General features: G+C 36.4%; 17 protein-coding genes. 12 read left to right on the top strand and 5 right to left on the bottom strand.

Annotation, left to right across the window (positions count from 1 at the left end; all coding sequences use genetic code 11):
* Positions 1 to 57: 57 nt before the first annotated feature.
* Both IQ237_RS04335 and IQ237_RS04330 read right to left on the bottom strand, forming a co-directional pair.
* On the bottom strand, positions 58 to 750 hold the full coding sequence (locus IQ237_RS04335) for a uracil-DNA glycosylase family protein (RefSeq protein ID WP_194052722.1): 693 nt from the start codon (positions 748 to 750) through the stop codon (positions 58 to 60).
* A gap of 127 nt (positions 751 to 877) precedes the next feature.
* Entirely contained in the window at positions 878 to 2,002 is a 1,125-nt protein-coding gene (locus tag IQ237_RS04330; protein WP_194052837.1) for a RodZ family helix-turn-helix domain-containing protein, read from the bottom strand.
* 189 nt (positions 2,003 to 2,191) lie between these two features.
* Between IQ237_RS04330 and IQ237_RS04325 the strand changes: the two genes are divergently transcribed.
* Positions 2,192 to 2,416 carry a DUF4115 domain-containing protein gene (locus tag IQ237_RS04325; protein WP_194052836.1) on the top strand — a complete coding sequence of 75 codons (225 nt, stop codon included), beginning with the start codon at positions 2,192 to 2,194 and terminating at the stop codon, positions 2,414 to 2,416.
* Positions 2,417 to 2,489: 73 nt separating this feature from the next.
* Here the strand turns inward: IQ237_RS04325 and gatA are convergent, their stop codons facing one another.
* Positions 2,490 to 3,944: an Asp-tRNA(Asn)/Glu-tRNA(Gln) amidotransferase subunit GatA gene (gene gatA / locus IQ237_RS04320; RefSeq protein WP_194052719.1), complete on the bottom strand. Its 1,455-nt coding sequence runs from the start codon at positions 3,942 to 3,944 to the stop codon at positions 2,490 to 2,492.
* A gap of 199 nt (positions 3,945 to 4,143) precedes the next feature.
* Here gatA and IQ237_RS04315 point away from each other — a divergent pair, with 199 nt between their 5' ends.
* From IQ237_RS04315 to IQ237_RS04290, 6 genes are all read left to right on the top strand, one after another.
* The gene (locus IQ237_RS04315) at positions 4,144 to 4,560 is read left to right on the top strand and encodes a XisH family protein (RefSeq protein ID WP_194052718.1); all 417 of its coding nucleotides are present in this window, start codon (positions 4,144 to 4,146) and stop codon (positions 4,558 to 4,560) included.
* Positions 4,548 to 4,883, top strand: coding sequence for a XisI protein (locus tag IQ237_RS04310; protein ID WP_194052714.1), 336 nt, complete (start codon positions 4,548 to 4,550; stop codon positions 4,881 to 4,883). Before IQ237_RS04315 ends, IQ237_RS04310 begins: the two co-directional genes overlap by 13 nt.
* Before the next feature lie 183 nt (positions 4,884 to 5,066).
* A complete protein-coding gene (locus IQ237_RS04305) occupies positions 5,067 to 5,837 on the top strand; it encodes a DUF1887 family protein (RefSeq protein ID WP_194052712.1) in 771 nt (256 codons plus the stop codon).
* Between the two features lie 187 nt (positions 5,838 to 6,024).
* Positions 6,025 to 6,309, top strand: coding sequence for a hypothetical protein (locus IQ237_RS04300; protein ID WP_194052710.1), 285 nt, complete (start codon positions 6,025 to 6,027; stop codon positions 6,307 to 6,309).
* Positions 6,306 to 6,572, top strand: a complete 267-nt coding sequence (locus IQ237_RS26850) for a hypothetical protein (protein ID WP_194052708.1) — start codon at positions 6,306 to 6,308, stop codon at positions 6,570 to 6,572. The genes IQ237_RS04300 and IQ237_RS26850 overlap by 4 nt, the downstream gene beginning before the upstream one ends.
* Positions 6,573 to 6,849: 277 nt before the next feature.
* A complete protein-coding gene (locus tag IQ237_RS04290) occupies positions 6,850 to 8,529 on the top strand; it encodes an AIPR family protein (RefSeq protein WP_194052706.1) in 1,680 nt (559 codons plus the stop codon).
* On the opposite strand, the gene IQ237_RS04285 is transcribed toward IQ237_RS04290, so the two are convergent.
* Positions 8,526 to 9,173 (bottom strand): Uma2 family endonuclease, encoded by a 648-nt coding sequence (locus IQ237_RS04285; RefSeq protein ID WP_194052704.1) that lies wholly within the window; start codon positions 9,171 to 9,173, stop codon positions 8,526 to 8,528. The genes IQ237_RS04290 and IQ237_RS04285 overlap by 4 nt on opposite strands.
* A 120-nt stretch (positions 9,174 to 9,293) precedes the next feature.
* On the opposite strand from IQ237_RS04285, the gene IQ237_RS04280 reads away from it, so the two are divergent.
* From IQ237_RS04280 to IQ237_RS04260, 5 genes are all read left to right on the top strand, one after another.
* Entirely contained in the window at positions 9,294 to 10,649 is a 1,356-nt protein-coding gene (locus tag IQ237_RS04280; RefSeq protein ID WP_194052702.1) for an OB-fold nucleic acid binding domain-containing protein, read from the top strand.
* Between the two features lie 131 nt (positions 10,650 to 10,780).
* Positions 10,781 to 11,125, top strand: coding sequence for a DUF6464 family protein (locus IQ237_RS04275; protein ID WP_194052700.1), 345 nt, complete (start codon positions 10,781 to 10,783; stop codon positions 11,123 to 11,125).
* Positions 11,126 to 11,199: 74 nt separating this feature from the next.
* Positions 11,200 to 11,637: an NADAR family protein gene (locus tag IQ237_RS04270; RefSeq protein WP_194052698.1), complete on the top strand. Its 438-nt coding sequence runs from the start codon at positions 11,200 to 11,202 to the stop codon at positions 11,635 to 11,637.
* Positions 11,638 to 11,945: 308 nt separating this feature from the next.
* A complete protein-coding gene (locus IQ237_RS04265; protein ID WP_194052835.1) occupies positions 11,946 to 12,248 on the top strand; it encodes a DUF6881 domain-containing protein in 303 nt (100 codons plus the stop codon).
* Between the two features lie 42 nt (positions 12,249 to 12,290).
* Positions 12,291 to 13,067: a glucosamine-6-phosphate deaminase gene (locus IQ237_RS04260; RefSeq protein ID WP_194052696.1), complete on the top strand. Its 777-nt coding sequence runs from the start codon at positions 12,291 to 12,293 to the stop codon at positions 13,065 to 13,067.
* Here IQ237_RS04260 and IQ237_RS04255 read toward each other — a convergent pair.
* On the bottom strand, positions 13,056 to 13,292 hold the full coding sequence (locus tag IQ237_RS04255) for a hypothetical protein (protein WP_194052694.1): 237 nt from the start codon (positions 13,290 to 13,292) through the stop codon (positions 13,056 to 13,058). The genes IQ237_RS04260 and IQ237_RS04255 overlap by 12 nt on opposite strands.
* Positions 13,293 to 13,331: the final 39 nt, after the last annotated feature.

The following is a 13,331-nucleotide window of genomic DNA, read 5'->3' as shown; positions in this document are numbered from 1 at the left end:
GATTTTGGATTTTGGATTGTTTTTGTCAATTCCAATCTAAAATCTAAAATCTAAAATCTAAAATTTTCTTCCCCAGTCACCAGTCACCTCATCATATTTAGCTTTAACAGCTTGTATATCTTGCCACATTAACCATTTTGGTGAGCCTTTTTCCCTGGAAGGATTACGCAACAAGTAAGAAGGATGGAAAATAGGCATACATAAACGCCCTTCCCAGTCTAGCCACTGTCCGCGAATTTTCGTAATTCCTTGTTTATTACCTGTAATTCCTTTAACAGCAGTAGCACCAGTTAATAAAATAATTTTGGGGTCAACTAAGCGAATTTGTTCTAATAAATAAGGTTTACAAGCGGCCATTTCTTCCGGGGTGGGAACTCGGTTTTCCGGTGGACGGCATTTTACTATATTACAAATGTATATATCATGCTCCGTACTCAAATTGACAGATGCCAAAATTTTATCTAATAATTGCCCAGACTTACCCACAAATGGTAAACCAGTTTCATCTTCATTTTGTCCTGGACCTTCCCCAATAATCATGATTTTAGCTTGGGGGTTTCCCCTTCCCACTACAGCATGAGTGCGATTTTCACCCAACTCACAACGATGGCAATTTTGACAATGTGGTATTAATTCCGTCAAACTTGTATAAGTTCCTGATGGAATCGGAATTTTTGCATCTGTAGGAATCAAATCTTTTTGATTAAAGTTTGATTCGTTAAAAAGGCTAAGTTGGGTATCGCTGTTCATGAAAATGGGGATTTTAGCTGGGCTGTTTTTAAAGTAGACGTTTGTTGAATATTGATATTAGTGAGAATTCCATTGTATCAAGTCCTGGGTGTATTTTCAGAAAATGAATTAATAGCAGACACACAAATCAAAATGCTTCTGGGGGGGAAATATCAGCCCCCAAACAAACACCTCTAGCATGAGATTTGATACCCGGTTTAACGGATTTAACATTTACTTCTGTTTTTTGCGTTGATTCACATAGTGATGAAGATGTGGGAATAATCACTTGAGAATTTTCTACTGTTTGATCGTTTGCTTGTTGAGAAATCAAGGATAATCCTCCCACTGCACCAGCTACAAGGGCTGTATAGCCTAAATATAAGTGTATCGGACCTAGTTCTAAATTTAATTGTCCAGGAGCTTTTTTAGTTTGATACCAAGATGGTAAAACCGATTTTGTTGGATTGGGTGCGGGTAAGGAATTAGCTAAAATTATGCCATTTAATCCTAAAGCATTTCCCATCACGCGGATAAAACCACGAATCAAAATATCCTCTGGTAATTGATCTAAATCAGCATTTTCCACTGCTTGCATTTGATGAACTGATATATGAGTATAAATATTGAGTTTTTGCAGTGTTAGTCCTTGAGATTCCCGCGCTTGTCTAAGTTGTTCTCCAATTTTCCGTAGACTTTCTAACCGCTGTTCTGCTGCTAGTTGGGCTGTTCGTTCACTTTTAGAAAGTTTTTGATTTTGCCACAGCCATTTTATTGGTGTTTTTGTTTTTGGTGGTTCTTCTATAGTTTTATTTGCTACTACATCCGCGCCTGTCTCAGATTTTGATTCAAATATAGATGTTGATGTAGATATTGATGGTAATTTGATTTCCGTAGTATCTACTAATCCTGTTTCTGAGGTGACAGCAATATTTTTTAAGCTGTGTGGTGAATCATGAGATTGTTCCAGATTGACATTTGATAACTCAGTGTCATCTACCGGAAGATTGATATTTGTAACAGATTCTTGTTTGCGGGCAAATTGTTTAAATGCTAAAGTAATCGCTTCTCTACCGACAGCTTTAAATAAATTTGTGGCTTCTTCATCCGATGTACCAAGTAACTTTTGTAGGTTAGCGACTGCTACGCGATAAACTTTACTGCGATGGAGTTCAGATTCGATTTCTCTCAGTAGCGATCGCAATTCATCTTTACTAATTTGAATAGTAGGATTGCCAGGTATGCTGAAAAAATACGCAGATGCCATAGTCATGATCTCAGTCTCTCCGGGTGTTAGAGGGAAAAGTAATTTTACCTGTGTCATTTCTTCTGTGATTAATTGCGACATCCGGACTCTTAGGTATCATTTTCGACTATTAACAGCAAAAACTTATAATTTTTACTAATAGGCTATGGGAAACAGGGAACAAATATAGATTATTAACGTAGTCAGAAAACCTTTATTTCAAATTCAGATGTTGTAGTTTCTTTAGAACTTAAAAGTAATTCATGGTTACAAGTAAAAGCTGATGGGAAAACTGAATTTGAGGGAATTTTAAGCAAGGGAGATCGTAAAACCTGGAAAGCAAAAAAGTCTTTGACTGTCCGTTATGGTAATGCGGGTGTGGTGTTGGTGTTCTGGAATAATCAAGAACCCAAAATATTAGGAATCCTATTTGATTGGTGAACACTGCAAGAGTCAGATCCCCGAATTCTTAGAAAATTTGGGGATCTTGTTGTTCATAAATCATTTAAGATTGCTATATTTTCGCTGTTTGCTGATGCCAATCTGTTGATTGTTCGTAAGCATAAGCTACTTGGAAAAGTTGATCTTCTCTTAATACTTTACCAATTAATTGTAATCCAATTGGCAAACCTTTGCTGTCAAAACCACAAGGTACACTAATTCCAGGTAAACCGGCAAGGTTAACAGGAATTGTCATTAAATCATTGAGATACATACTTAAAGGATCGGTGATTTTTTCCCCGGCTTTAAATGCTGTGGTGGGTGCGGTGGGAGTGACTAAAACATCAACTTTTTCAAAGGCATTTTCAAAGTCTTCTTTGATTAATGTGCGGACTTTTTGCGCTTTCAAGTAATAGGCATCATAATAACCGGCACTGAGGGCATAAGTACCAATCATAATCCGGCGTTTGACTTCTGTACCAAATCCCATTGCACGGGTGCGGGTGTACATTGATAATAAATTATCTGCTTCTTCGGCACGTACACCATATTTCACACCATCATAACGGGCGAGGTTTGCTGATGCTTCCGATGGGGCAATAATGTAATAACTGGGAACACCATAACGGAAACGAGGACAGGAAATTTGATGAACTTCTGCACCTAAACTTTCTAATTGAGCGATCGCCTTATTTACTGCTGCTTCAACTTCTGGATCTAAACCTTCGCCAAAGGTTTCTTTAATCACACCAATTTTTAATTTTTTCCCTTTTAAATCTGGTGTTAAATTAGCAGTGTAATCAGGAATTTCGACTTTTAAACTGGTGGAGTCTTGGGGATCATAACCTGCGATCGCATTTAATAAAATCGCTGCATCTTCCACACTTCTCCCAAAGGGACCAATTTGATCCAAAGATGAAGCATAAGCTACCAACCCATAACGGGAAACTAACCCATAAGTCGGTTTCATCCCCACCACACCACAAAAAGAAGCAGGTTGACGAATAGAACCCCCAGTGTCAGAACCGAGAGAAACTACACATTCTTCCGCCGCAACCGCAGCAGCAGAACCACCAGAAGAACCACCGGGAACTCTGGCAATATCCCAAGGGTTAGCGGTAGTTTGATAAGCGGAGTTTTCTGTGGAACTACCCATAGCAAACTCATCTAAGTTGGTTTTACCAACCATCACGCCCCCAGCATCAGCGAGTTTTTGGGTAACGGTAGACTCATAGGGAGGGATAAAATTTTCCAGAATTTTAGAAGCGCAAGTGGTGCGAATACCCTTGGTACACATATTATCTTTAATACCGATGGGAATCCCTGCCAGGATACCGATTTCTTCCCCAGCAGCGATTTTTGCATCCACAGCGCGAGCTTGTTCTAGTGCCTGTTGTGCAGTGACAGCCAAGAAACTGTGCAGTTTTGGTTCTAGTGCTTCAATGCGGTTTAATGATTCTTGGGTAATTTCAACGGCTGAACGTTCTTTTTTTACTAGCTGTTTGTGCAACTCGTTAATGGATGCCATAAATATTTTTTCTCTTTATCATTCAAGTCCTTGATTTTAGCATTTACAGGACTGGGGATGGTGTTTTGTTGGTTGTTAGGGTTATGGCACGCAAAGACGCAGAGGGGGGTTTGAGGGGTGGGTGATGTTAAATTATACTGATTTTTTTGTAATGTGTGGACATCCTGCCCGATTAAGAAAATAAGGTAACATTTTGAATATGCCCGCAAAAGACATTTATCACAATACTGTTAAAAATGCTTTAATTAAGGAAGGTTGGATAATTACAGATGACCCTCTACATTTAAAATGGGGTCAAAAAGATATGTATGTAGATTTAGGAGCAAAACAACTTTTAGCCGCAGAACAAGGAACTAGAAAAATTGCTGTAGAAATTAAAAGTTTTGTTAGTCCTTCAGAAATGGCAGACTTGAAAGATGCTATTGGTGGATTTGTTTTGTATCGTGCTGTGATGAATCGTCTAGAACCGGATAGAATGTTATATTTAGGAGTGCGAGACGCTGTATTCACAGATTTATTTGAAGAACCAATTGGTAAACTTTTAATAGAAAGTGAAAATGTGAATTTACTTGTTTTCAATGCTGAAGATGAGAGGATAATTCAATGGATACCTTAGATAATTATCGGCGGATTATTAAGGAAGTTTTAATACCTTATACACAAATTCCTTATTCTTATGGTGTGATTGAATGTAAACCAGTTTTTGATGAGGAAAATGATAGTTATTTATTAATAACTTTGGGGTGGCAGGAGCATAAAAGGATTCATGGTTGTTTAGTGCATCTGGATATTATTGATGGGAAAATATGGGTACAAAGAGATGATACAGAAGATGGTGTGACTTATGATTTAGAAGCGGCGGGAGTTCCTAAAGATAAAATTGTGTTAGGTTTTCATCCGCAGAATGTTAGACAGCATACGGGTTATGCGGTAAGGTAAGTTTAAGGGATTATCGCACTAGATTAAAACTGAGTATCTGGGTGGAAATCATCTCAGTCAATATAGCAACAAGCAAACAAGTAAGGTAAAATTTTTAATACAGGTGTAAAAGCAATCTAATTTTATAATTAGATTTGCATAAGCACGAGATAAATAAATCATTATTCAGGAGAAAGAATATCAATGGTAAGAGTGTTAATTTCTTTACTAGGAGGGCGGCCAGTTCCAAATATCTTAACAGCACTGCATATTAAACCAGATTACATTTACATGATTGTATCAAAAGATTCTTTAAGTTCCGGTGGAAGTTATGATAAGGCTATTAGTGCGCTACCTAAAAACTTACAACCATCTGAGCCGCTTGCGGTTAGACCTTATGTACTTCAAGATACTATCGAAAGATGTCAAGAAATTGCCAAAAATCATAGTAACGATGAAATTATTATTAACTCAGCCTCAGAACCAAAAACTATGACTTTTGGGGCTTATGATTTTGCTAAGGCGTTAAACGCAGATGGGAAAAAAGTTGATATATGCTATCTCTCAAGAGAAGGCTTTATCTGGGCTTTTAGAAATACAGATAAAATAGAATCGGCAAAAATTGGTCTACAAGAATATTTTGCAAGTTATGGATGGGATATTAGGTTGAAAACTCTTAGTGATAATTATAAATTTCGTAACTTGGTTTCACTGTTAACTGAAAATATGCCAAATTTGCATTCTAAGGCAGAGCAGTTAGGAAAAGGAATGTGTTCTACTTTACTGGTAAGCAGTGTTTCAAAAAATAAGAGAACTGAAAAAGATTTACAGGAATTTGAGAGATGGGCTAGAGAACGCCAGATAGTTTTAGTTATGGCAGAAGATATACCCAGAATGTCAGATATACTCAAGAAGATAGTGACAGGTGATAAGGAACTAGAACCTAAGAATATTCCTTGCTATGCTCGAATCTAGGTTTTATTTTGAGCATTGAGTAAGAGTTTGGAAATTTCACTCTACTTTTGATAAATGGGTTTAATTTAAAATTTCCAAAATTTGTGGTGAAGTTGACAATATACAAGTATGATCGCTTAACCTAACCTTGATCTAAAATAGAATAAAATCAACTATAACAGCACAAAAATTTATCCTCAAAATACCTATGACACTAACCCTTGATCTATCACCAGAGTTAGAGCAATATCTTTTACTAGAAGCCAATCAGCATGGACTTTCTGTAGAAGCAATGGCATTACAACTTTTAACAAATTCTATTTTATTAAAACAAAAGCAAGCCGAAGCTGTTAACCTTATCCAGTCTTGGATAGATGATGAAGATGAATCAGAACAGCAAGAAACAGGTGAATATTTAATTCATGCTTTGGATAATGATCGGTTATCTGAACGCCAATTGTTTCCCGTTGAAATGAAGGGGATTACTTGGTGAACCGAGTCATTATTTTGGATACAGGTCCCCTTGGTTTAGTTACTAATCCTAAGCTATCGCCTGAGAGTATAGAATGTGCTAAATGGCTTCAAAATCACATTAATTCAGGAAGTCGTGTGATTATTCCAGAAATTGCAGATTATGAGGTTAGACGTGAGTTATTACGAGCAAATAAAATCAAGGGAATTGCACGTTTAGATGATTTAGCCAAGTTCCTTAAGTATCTGCCAATTACAACAACTGCAATGCAAAAAGCCGCATAACTTTGGGCAGAAGCCCGTCAACAAGGGCAACCGACAGCAGGTGATAAAACAATTGATGGTGATATAATTTTGGTGTCTCAGGCAATAACTTTAGGAGTTCCAGATGTGGTGATTGCCACCACTAATATTGGTCATTTATCGCGGTTTATTAAAGCTGATCTGTGGCAAAATATTTCTTAAAGTAGTGCGATCGCTCCTTTTTCCACTTGAGTTAAATAAAGCAGTCTGTGGAGGGAAAGCGATCGCCTGAATTAATTTACTGTAGTCGCTAAAAATTATGAATATCAATGCTTCTATTATTGATCAACGTTTAAACTCATTAACTGATACCATTAAACAACAGGCAGATCAAGAATTAAATATCAATGATCCTGGTAAACTTAAATCTTTGGCATTTGTCTATTTTTGTGTGCAAACTATTCTTGACTTAGATGATTCTAATGCCTTTGATTGTTTGATGGAAGGTGGTGGAGACTTTGGTGTGGATGCCATGCACATTTCCGAAGAACATGATGGAGAGTTTACCGTTAGTTTATTTCAAGCAAAGTACAAAAATGATCTACAAGGAAACGCAAATTTTCCTGAAAATGGTATCAATGCTCTCATCAATGCAATTAGATTTCTGTTTGATCCCAGTGCCAAATTAGAACATATTAATCAACGTTTACTTACCAAAGTAGAAGAAGCTCGGAGCTTAATTAGAGATGGATATATTCCCCAAGTTCGGGCATTAGCTTGTAATAATGGCATAAAATGGAATCAATCTTCTCAAGAAGCTATTGATCGTGCAGGATTTGGTGATCAAGTAACTTGGGAACACGTTAATCATGAACGGTTAATAAAAATTTTACAAGCTTCTCGACCAGTTAAAGACACTTTGCAACTTAGTGGTAAAGCGGTGGTTGAAGATATGAATTTTAGTCGGGTGCTTGTGGGAAGAATTTCCGTAACTGAAATTGCCGCACTCATCGAAAGGCACGGAGAAAGGTTATTAGAACGTAATATTCGCCGTTACTTAGGGCTACAAGGCAACCGAGTTAATGAAGGTATTCGGGATACTTTAAATAGCGATGAGAGGAATAATTTCTATTTTTACAATGGCATCACTTTAATTTGTGACAAATTCTCCTACAATGCACTGCAAAATAGTGATCATCAGGTACAAGTTGAAAACCTACAAATTATTAATGGTGGTCAAACCTGCATGACAATTTTTAAAACTCTTCAAGATTCAGATTTACTACAGCAAAATAACCAAGCATATCTTTTGTTAAGGCTTTATCAATTACCCAGTGATAATGATGATTTAGTCCAAAAAATTACTTATGCTACTAATAGTCAGAACCCTGTTGATCTAAAGGATCTCCGAGCTAATGATCATCTACAGCAAAGGCTGGAAATGGATATCAAACAACTGGGATTTAACTATCGTCGTAAACGTTCTGATACCAGTGCCAGATCCACTACAGAGATTACTTCAGGGGTAGCTGCTGGGGCGGTACTGGCTGTTTGGCGACACAAACCCCATCAAGCCAAGTTTTTTACTCGTGAGCATTTTGGTAAACTGTACGATACAATTTTTACTGAACAGCTTAATGGCGCACAGGTTGTAATTGCTGTACAGTTATATAGAATTGCCGAAAACCGACGTAAACGACCAAACCCAAATGATCCTGCTTGTGTCCGTTATTCTTCATGTTTTATTGCCATGCAAATGGGGAAAAGACTTCTCAAAAAAATGAATCTCCAAATACAGCAAATTAACCACCGCAATTTTCATGATGCTAATTTGTTGATCGAGCAAAAGGGGGAGGATTATTTTAATGATTCAGTACGAGATATTCAACAAGCACTACAAAAACTTTATGGCATTCAAGATATTTCTTTACAACAACTTTCGGCTACATTCCGACGTGGAGATTTAATTGAAAAACTTCAACAAATAGAAATATCTTAACTGAGGTTTGTTTGCGAAATTCCCTCATTTAAAGTTCTCAAAACTTGCTGCATATCTCGCGCTAATAATGCCTCCACATTTAACCATAAACCCGTAAATTCCACACTCCTAATTATTCCCTCTGCATCTGGTTTCATTTCTATATATTTACTATCTTCTAAAACAAACCAATCAATTTGTTGATCAAAAGTTCGCCAAACTATATACTCTTTTACACCATTTCTCTGATAAACTCGTTTCTTATCATGGACATCGTAGGAAACGGTACTGGCAGCAATTTCTACTATCAGTTCTGGCGCACCGGCAATATAACCATCATCATCAATTATGGCATTCCCACCTACTCTAAATAACACTACATCGGGTTGCGGTTCGTTGTCATTATCAAGGCGGACAGTGGGTTCAACACCCATTTCTATGTTAGGTGTAGATGATTGATAGACACCGAGCCATGTAACAATATATCCATGAGGTTTAGCATGGGGTGTAAAGCGTAAAGGAGAAGCCACGTAGACAATACCTTCAATTAACTCAGCTTTTTTAACATTGGGTGTCGCAGTATAACGACGTTCAAACTCTGCACGATCCAGGCGATCGCCATTTTCCAACAGTGGTAAAATCGGGGGAGATTTAGCAATAGTCATGATCTTTAAAAAATCTTCTAACCTACACTATAACAATCCTCAATCATTCATAATCAAAGGTCTGTGTGTAGTTCTAGCTTTATAATGCCATAATAGAAAAAATTATCACAGCTAAGTAATATGGTTAAAATAATTTCCCGTCAATACGTAGGTGAAGCCAATGTTTATGATATTGGTGTTGCACAGGATCATAATTTCGCTATTAAAAACGGTTTAATTGCCTCTAATTGTTTCAACAAATCCCACTCAACAGCTTATGGTTATGTCACCTACCAAACAGCATATTTAAAAGCTAATTATCCCCTAGAATATATGGCAGCACTGTTAACCGCTAACAGTGGTGATACAGATAAAGTGCAGAAATATCTGAACAACTGCACAACTATGGGAATTGAAATTGATCCACCAGATATTAATCGTTCAGGATTGGATTTTACCCCCGCAGATAATAAGATTTTATTTGGATTTTCTGCCGTGCGAAATGTGGGACAAAATGCGATCGCCTGTATTTTAGAAGCGAGAGTAGAAGCAGGAGTATTTAAATCTCTGGCTGATTTTTGCGATCGCATTGATTTACGTGCTGTTAACCGCCGTACTTTAGAATCATTGATTCAATGTGGAGCTTTTGACAAAATAGAACCTAACCGCCATCAATTGATTAAAGATTTAGAATTAGTCTATGAATGGGCGCAATCTCGTGCTAAAGATAGAGCTATTGGACAGGGAAATCTCTTTGATTTGATGGGGGGAGGATTTGGTAATAATGGTACGCAAACAACAACTAATAATGGTTTTGAATCTGCACCTAAAGCTGAAACAGTTTTAGATTATCCACCACAGGAAAAGTTGCGGATGGAAAAAGAATTATTAGGTTTTTATGTATCCGCCCATCCTCTGAAAAATATCAAACAATCATCTTCTTTGCTCTCACCAATTAATTTGGCACAGTTGGGAGAACAAAAAGATAAAACATTGATTTGTGCAGTTGTCATGCTCAATCACGTGAAAAAAGTGATGACTAAAAAAGGTGAGCAAATGGCAATTTTACAAATAGAAGATTTAACCACAGCATCAGAAGCGGTTGTATTTCCTAAAACTTATGAACGAGTTAGTTCATTATTGGAAATAGATACCAGATTAATCATTTGGGGAAAAGTAGACAAACGAGATGAACAAACTCAATTTATTGTTGAAGATGCCGAACAAGTTGAAAAAGTGCAGATGGTAGTAGTGGAATTAAATCCACAGGAAGCTACTGATATTGAAGTCAAGCGTCATTTAAGTTCAATTTTAACAGAACAATCAGGTGACAATAATCAAGCAAAAGTTCCTGTAATTGGTATTATTCAGGCAGGAAATTCTCGTCAACTGGTGCGTTTTGGTAAGAAATATTGGGTACAAGATTCTTTCTTAACTATGCAATCTTTAAGAAATGCTCACTTCTCTGCTCATGTCAAACAATTGACGGATAATTAAGCGTTTTGCTGATAGCTGACGGCTGAATGCTTACAACTTATGTGATTTGTGATAACATTTCCAGTCAGAGACTGGGAAAGAGGTAAATGAGATTTGAGAAAAAATCAATGTCAAAATGAGGTAAACTGAAAATGTTAAAAACAATAATGTTGCTTTTCATTGGTTTTTTGCCGTCTCTATGGTCTTTGTGGGTACTTCGCAAAAACCAACAACGGGCAAGCGCACGCAGGAGACAAGTAACTCTTAACTATTCCCAGATAGAATCATATATAAGACCATTTCAAGACGATTGTGCAGAACCAATCAACGAAGGCGATCGCTATTATTTAGAAGGTGTAGGCTATTTAATAGGTGATATTAGTTGTAAATTTAATGCTCGATCTGGTTACGTCCGTTGTGCTGTCAACCCTAGCGGTCCTTGTCAACACTGCCGTCACTATGAACCTAGAGAATTAACCAGTAGCAAGCAAATTTAACTATACAACCATATAATATAAAATTATTGTATTTTCAATATGAAAACAAGAATCATTTTAGAGGGATAATTTCCATGACAATCTACTTTTATCATACTCGTGAACAATATGGTTGTTTTTCTAACTTTTCACCGCACGGATTTGAATTAGATGATTTATATTGGTTAACCAGTGAACATTACTTTCAAGCACAAAAGTTTATTGGTACACATCATGTAGAACAAATTAGGCTTGTTAAAACACCTAAAGAAGCTGCAAAAATGGGCAGACAAAGGACTCATCCTCTACGTTCAGATTGGGAAGACGTAAAAGATGATATTATGCGAAAAGCAGTGTTATGTAAGTTTTCTACCCATGCAGATATTAGAGAAATTCTCCTATCTACAGGTAATGAGGAAATAGTGGAAAATTCACCGATAGATTATTATTGGGGTTGTGGATCTGATGGTGGTGGAAAAAATATGCTGGGCAAAATTTTAATGGAAGTCCGGGAAATCATCCGACTTAACTAAAACTTAACTAAATACTCAGACTAGAAATATTGCTGAATTTCAATTAAAATTTTAGTAAAATCTTATTATCATCAATTTTTATCCTAGTTAATAGGTAAAATAGGTATTGTAGAGGTTTTCTTTGGGATTCATAAAAATTCAAGTAACTATCTGTAGATGAGGAGTTAAATTACTATGGCATTCCTAAATATTATGTGAATTATGTGAGAAAATCTATTACTTGTTGTCCGTTACCTGCATCAAAAAATAACTATAGCTAGACCATGCAAAATATTACAAATGAAACACAAATGAAAGAGGATTGCGATATGACTATATTACAAAAAACAAAGAAATATTACAAATGGTCTTGGGATGTATCACTTGGGGGTGAATATGATTCTTGGGGTCGTAGCACTTACTTTATGGAACTTGATAGTGATTTATATGCACGTAGACAAATAGAAGTTTATGAAAATGGCAATGTATTATTCTATGATAAAAGCCATTCATCCGATGATTATGGAATGCTCTGCGATAAAAAATTAGATGATAAAGATATTGAGGAATTTGAAATTTCCGAGGCAGAATTTGAACAAATATGGCAAAGTAAAACCCCTATTAATAAATAGGAGTTAGGAGTTAGGAGTTAAGGGAATTACCTGTATTAAAATATGAATACTGCTACAACATCTTTTCATGTCGAGGATCTCCTGGTACAGATTTATAAATCGGAAACAGAAATGGCGCAGGATGTTGCTGAAATTGTACAGAAGTATCTATATAAACTGCTACAAGAACAGGAGACAATTGCTTTATTATTAGCTACAGGAAATTCTCAACTTAAATTTTTGGATGCTTTAATTACTTTAGGTGGGATAGATTGGTCAAAGATAACTTTATTTCACCTTGATGAATATTTAGGAATTAATGCTGATCATCCTGCAAGTTTCCGGTATTATTTGCGGGAGCGTGTAGAAAAAAGGGTATTTCCAAAGCAATTTTACTATATAGAAGGGGATGCTTTAGAACCTGTTGCGGAGTGCGATCGCTATACCAAATTATTAAAAGCTCAACCCATTGATTTGTGTCTTTTGGGTGTAGGAGAAAATGGACATTTAGCTTTTAATGATCCCGCAGTTGCTAATTTTGAAGATGCTGCTAGTGTCAAATTAGTAAAACTAGATCAAGTCAACCGTCAGCAACAAGTGAAAACCGGATATTTTCCCAACTTAGAAAGCGTTCCCCAGTATGCTTTTACTGTAACTATACCTATGATTTGTGCAGCTAAAAAAATTATTTGTTTAGCACCAGCAACACGCAAAGCCAAAATAGTTAAAGAGATATTACATGAGTCAATTCACACAAATTGCCCAGCTTCAATTTTACGAACACAACCACAAGCAGTCTTATGTTTAGATGTAAATTCTGCTAGTTTACTATTTTCTTAAACTGCGATAATTTGTCTTTTGTTTAAGATAGTCTTGATGTAGCTTCCAACTAGATAAACAAGCTTCTAAATAGGGACAATCTTCACATTTGATTTCTTTTCCAGGGTTTTGACATCCGCAGGGAAGATTGACAAAACATTGAGCAAAACTTTTAGGAATCCAGGACTTTCTAAATAGAAAATATAAAGTTGCTTCTTGTAAGCAAATAAGTAAATCTTGCACCATAATACAATTAATTGGGAATCTAAAATGTGAATTTTAAAA

Source organism: Sphaerospermopsis sp. LEGE 08334 (assembly GCF_015207205.1).
GTDB lineage: Bacteria > Cyanobacteriota > Cyanobacteriia > Cyanobacteriales > Nostocaceae > Sphaerospermopsis.
The sequence above is the reverse complement of the archived record's forward strand: the minus strand, read 5'-3'. Positions and strand labels throughout refer to the sequence as shown.

Excerpts from the sequence above, each read along its gene's own strand:
- IQ237_RS04335 (WP_194052722.1), bottom strand. The coding sequence starts at position 750 with ATGAACAGCGATACCCAACTTAGCCTTTTTAACGAATCAAACTTTAAT.
- IQ237_RS04260 (WP_194052696.1), top strand. The coding sequence starts at position 12,291 with ATGAATACTGCTACAACATCTTTTCATGTCGAGGATCTCCTGGTACAG.
- IQ237_RS04275 (WP_194052700.1), top strand. The coding sequence starts at position 10,781 with ATGTTAAAAACAATAATGTTGCTTTTCATTGGTTTTTTGCCGTCTCTA.
- IQ237_RS04330 (WP_194052837.1), bottom strand. The coding sequence starts at position 2,002 with ATGACTATGGCATCTGCGTATTTTTTCAGCATACCTGGCAATCCTACT.
- gatA (WP_194052719.1), bottom strand. The coding sequence starts at position 3,944 with ATGGCATCCATTAACGAGTTGCACAAACAGCTAGTAAAAAAAGAACGT.
- IQ237_RS04255 (WP_194052694.1), bottom strand. The coding sequence starts at position 13,292 with ATGGTGCAAGATTTACTTATTTGCTTACAAGAAGCAACTTTATATTTT.
- IQ237_RS04290 (WP_194052706.1), top strand. The coding sequence starts at position 6,850 with ATGAATATCAATGCTTCTATTATTGATCAACGTTTAAACTCATTAACT.
- IQ237_RS04270 (WP_194052698.1), top strand. The coding sequence starts at position 11,200 with ATGACAATCTACTTTTATCATACTCGTGAACAATATGGTTGTTTTTCT.
- IQ237_RS04285 (WP_194052704.1), bottom strand. The coding sequence starts at position 9,173 with ATGACTATTGCTAAATCTCCCCCGATTTTACCACTGTTGGAAAATGGC.
- IQ237_RS04265 (WP_194052835.1), top strand. The coding sequence starts at position 11,946 with ATGACTATATTACAAAAAACAAAGAAATATTACAAATGGTCTTGGGAT.
- IQ237_RS04300 (WP_194052710.1), top strand. The coding sequence starts at position 6,025 with ATGACACTAACCCTTGATCTATCACCAGAGTTAGAGCAATATCTTTTA.
- IQ237_RS04315 (WP_194052718.1), top strand. The coding sequence starts at position 4,144 with ATGCCCGCAAAAGACATTTATCACAATACTGTTAAAAATGCTTTAATT.
- IQ237_RS04310 (WP_194052714.1), top strand. The coding sequence starts at position 4,548 with ATGGATACCTTAGATAATTATCGGCGGATTATTAAGGAAGTTTTAATA.
- IQ237_RS04305 (WP_194052712.1), top strand. The coding sequence starts at position 5,067 with ATGGTAAGAGTGTTAATTTCTTTACTAGGAGGGCGGCCAGTTCCAAAT.
- IQ237_RS04280 (WP_194052702.1), top strand. The coding sequence starts at position 9,294 with ATGGTTAAAATAATTTCCCGTCAATACGTAGGTGAAGCCAATGTTTAT.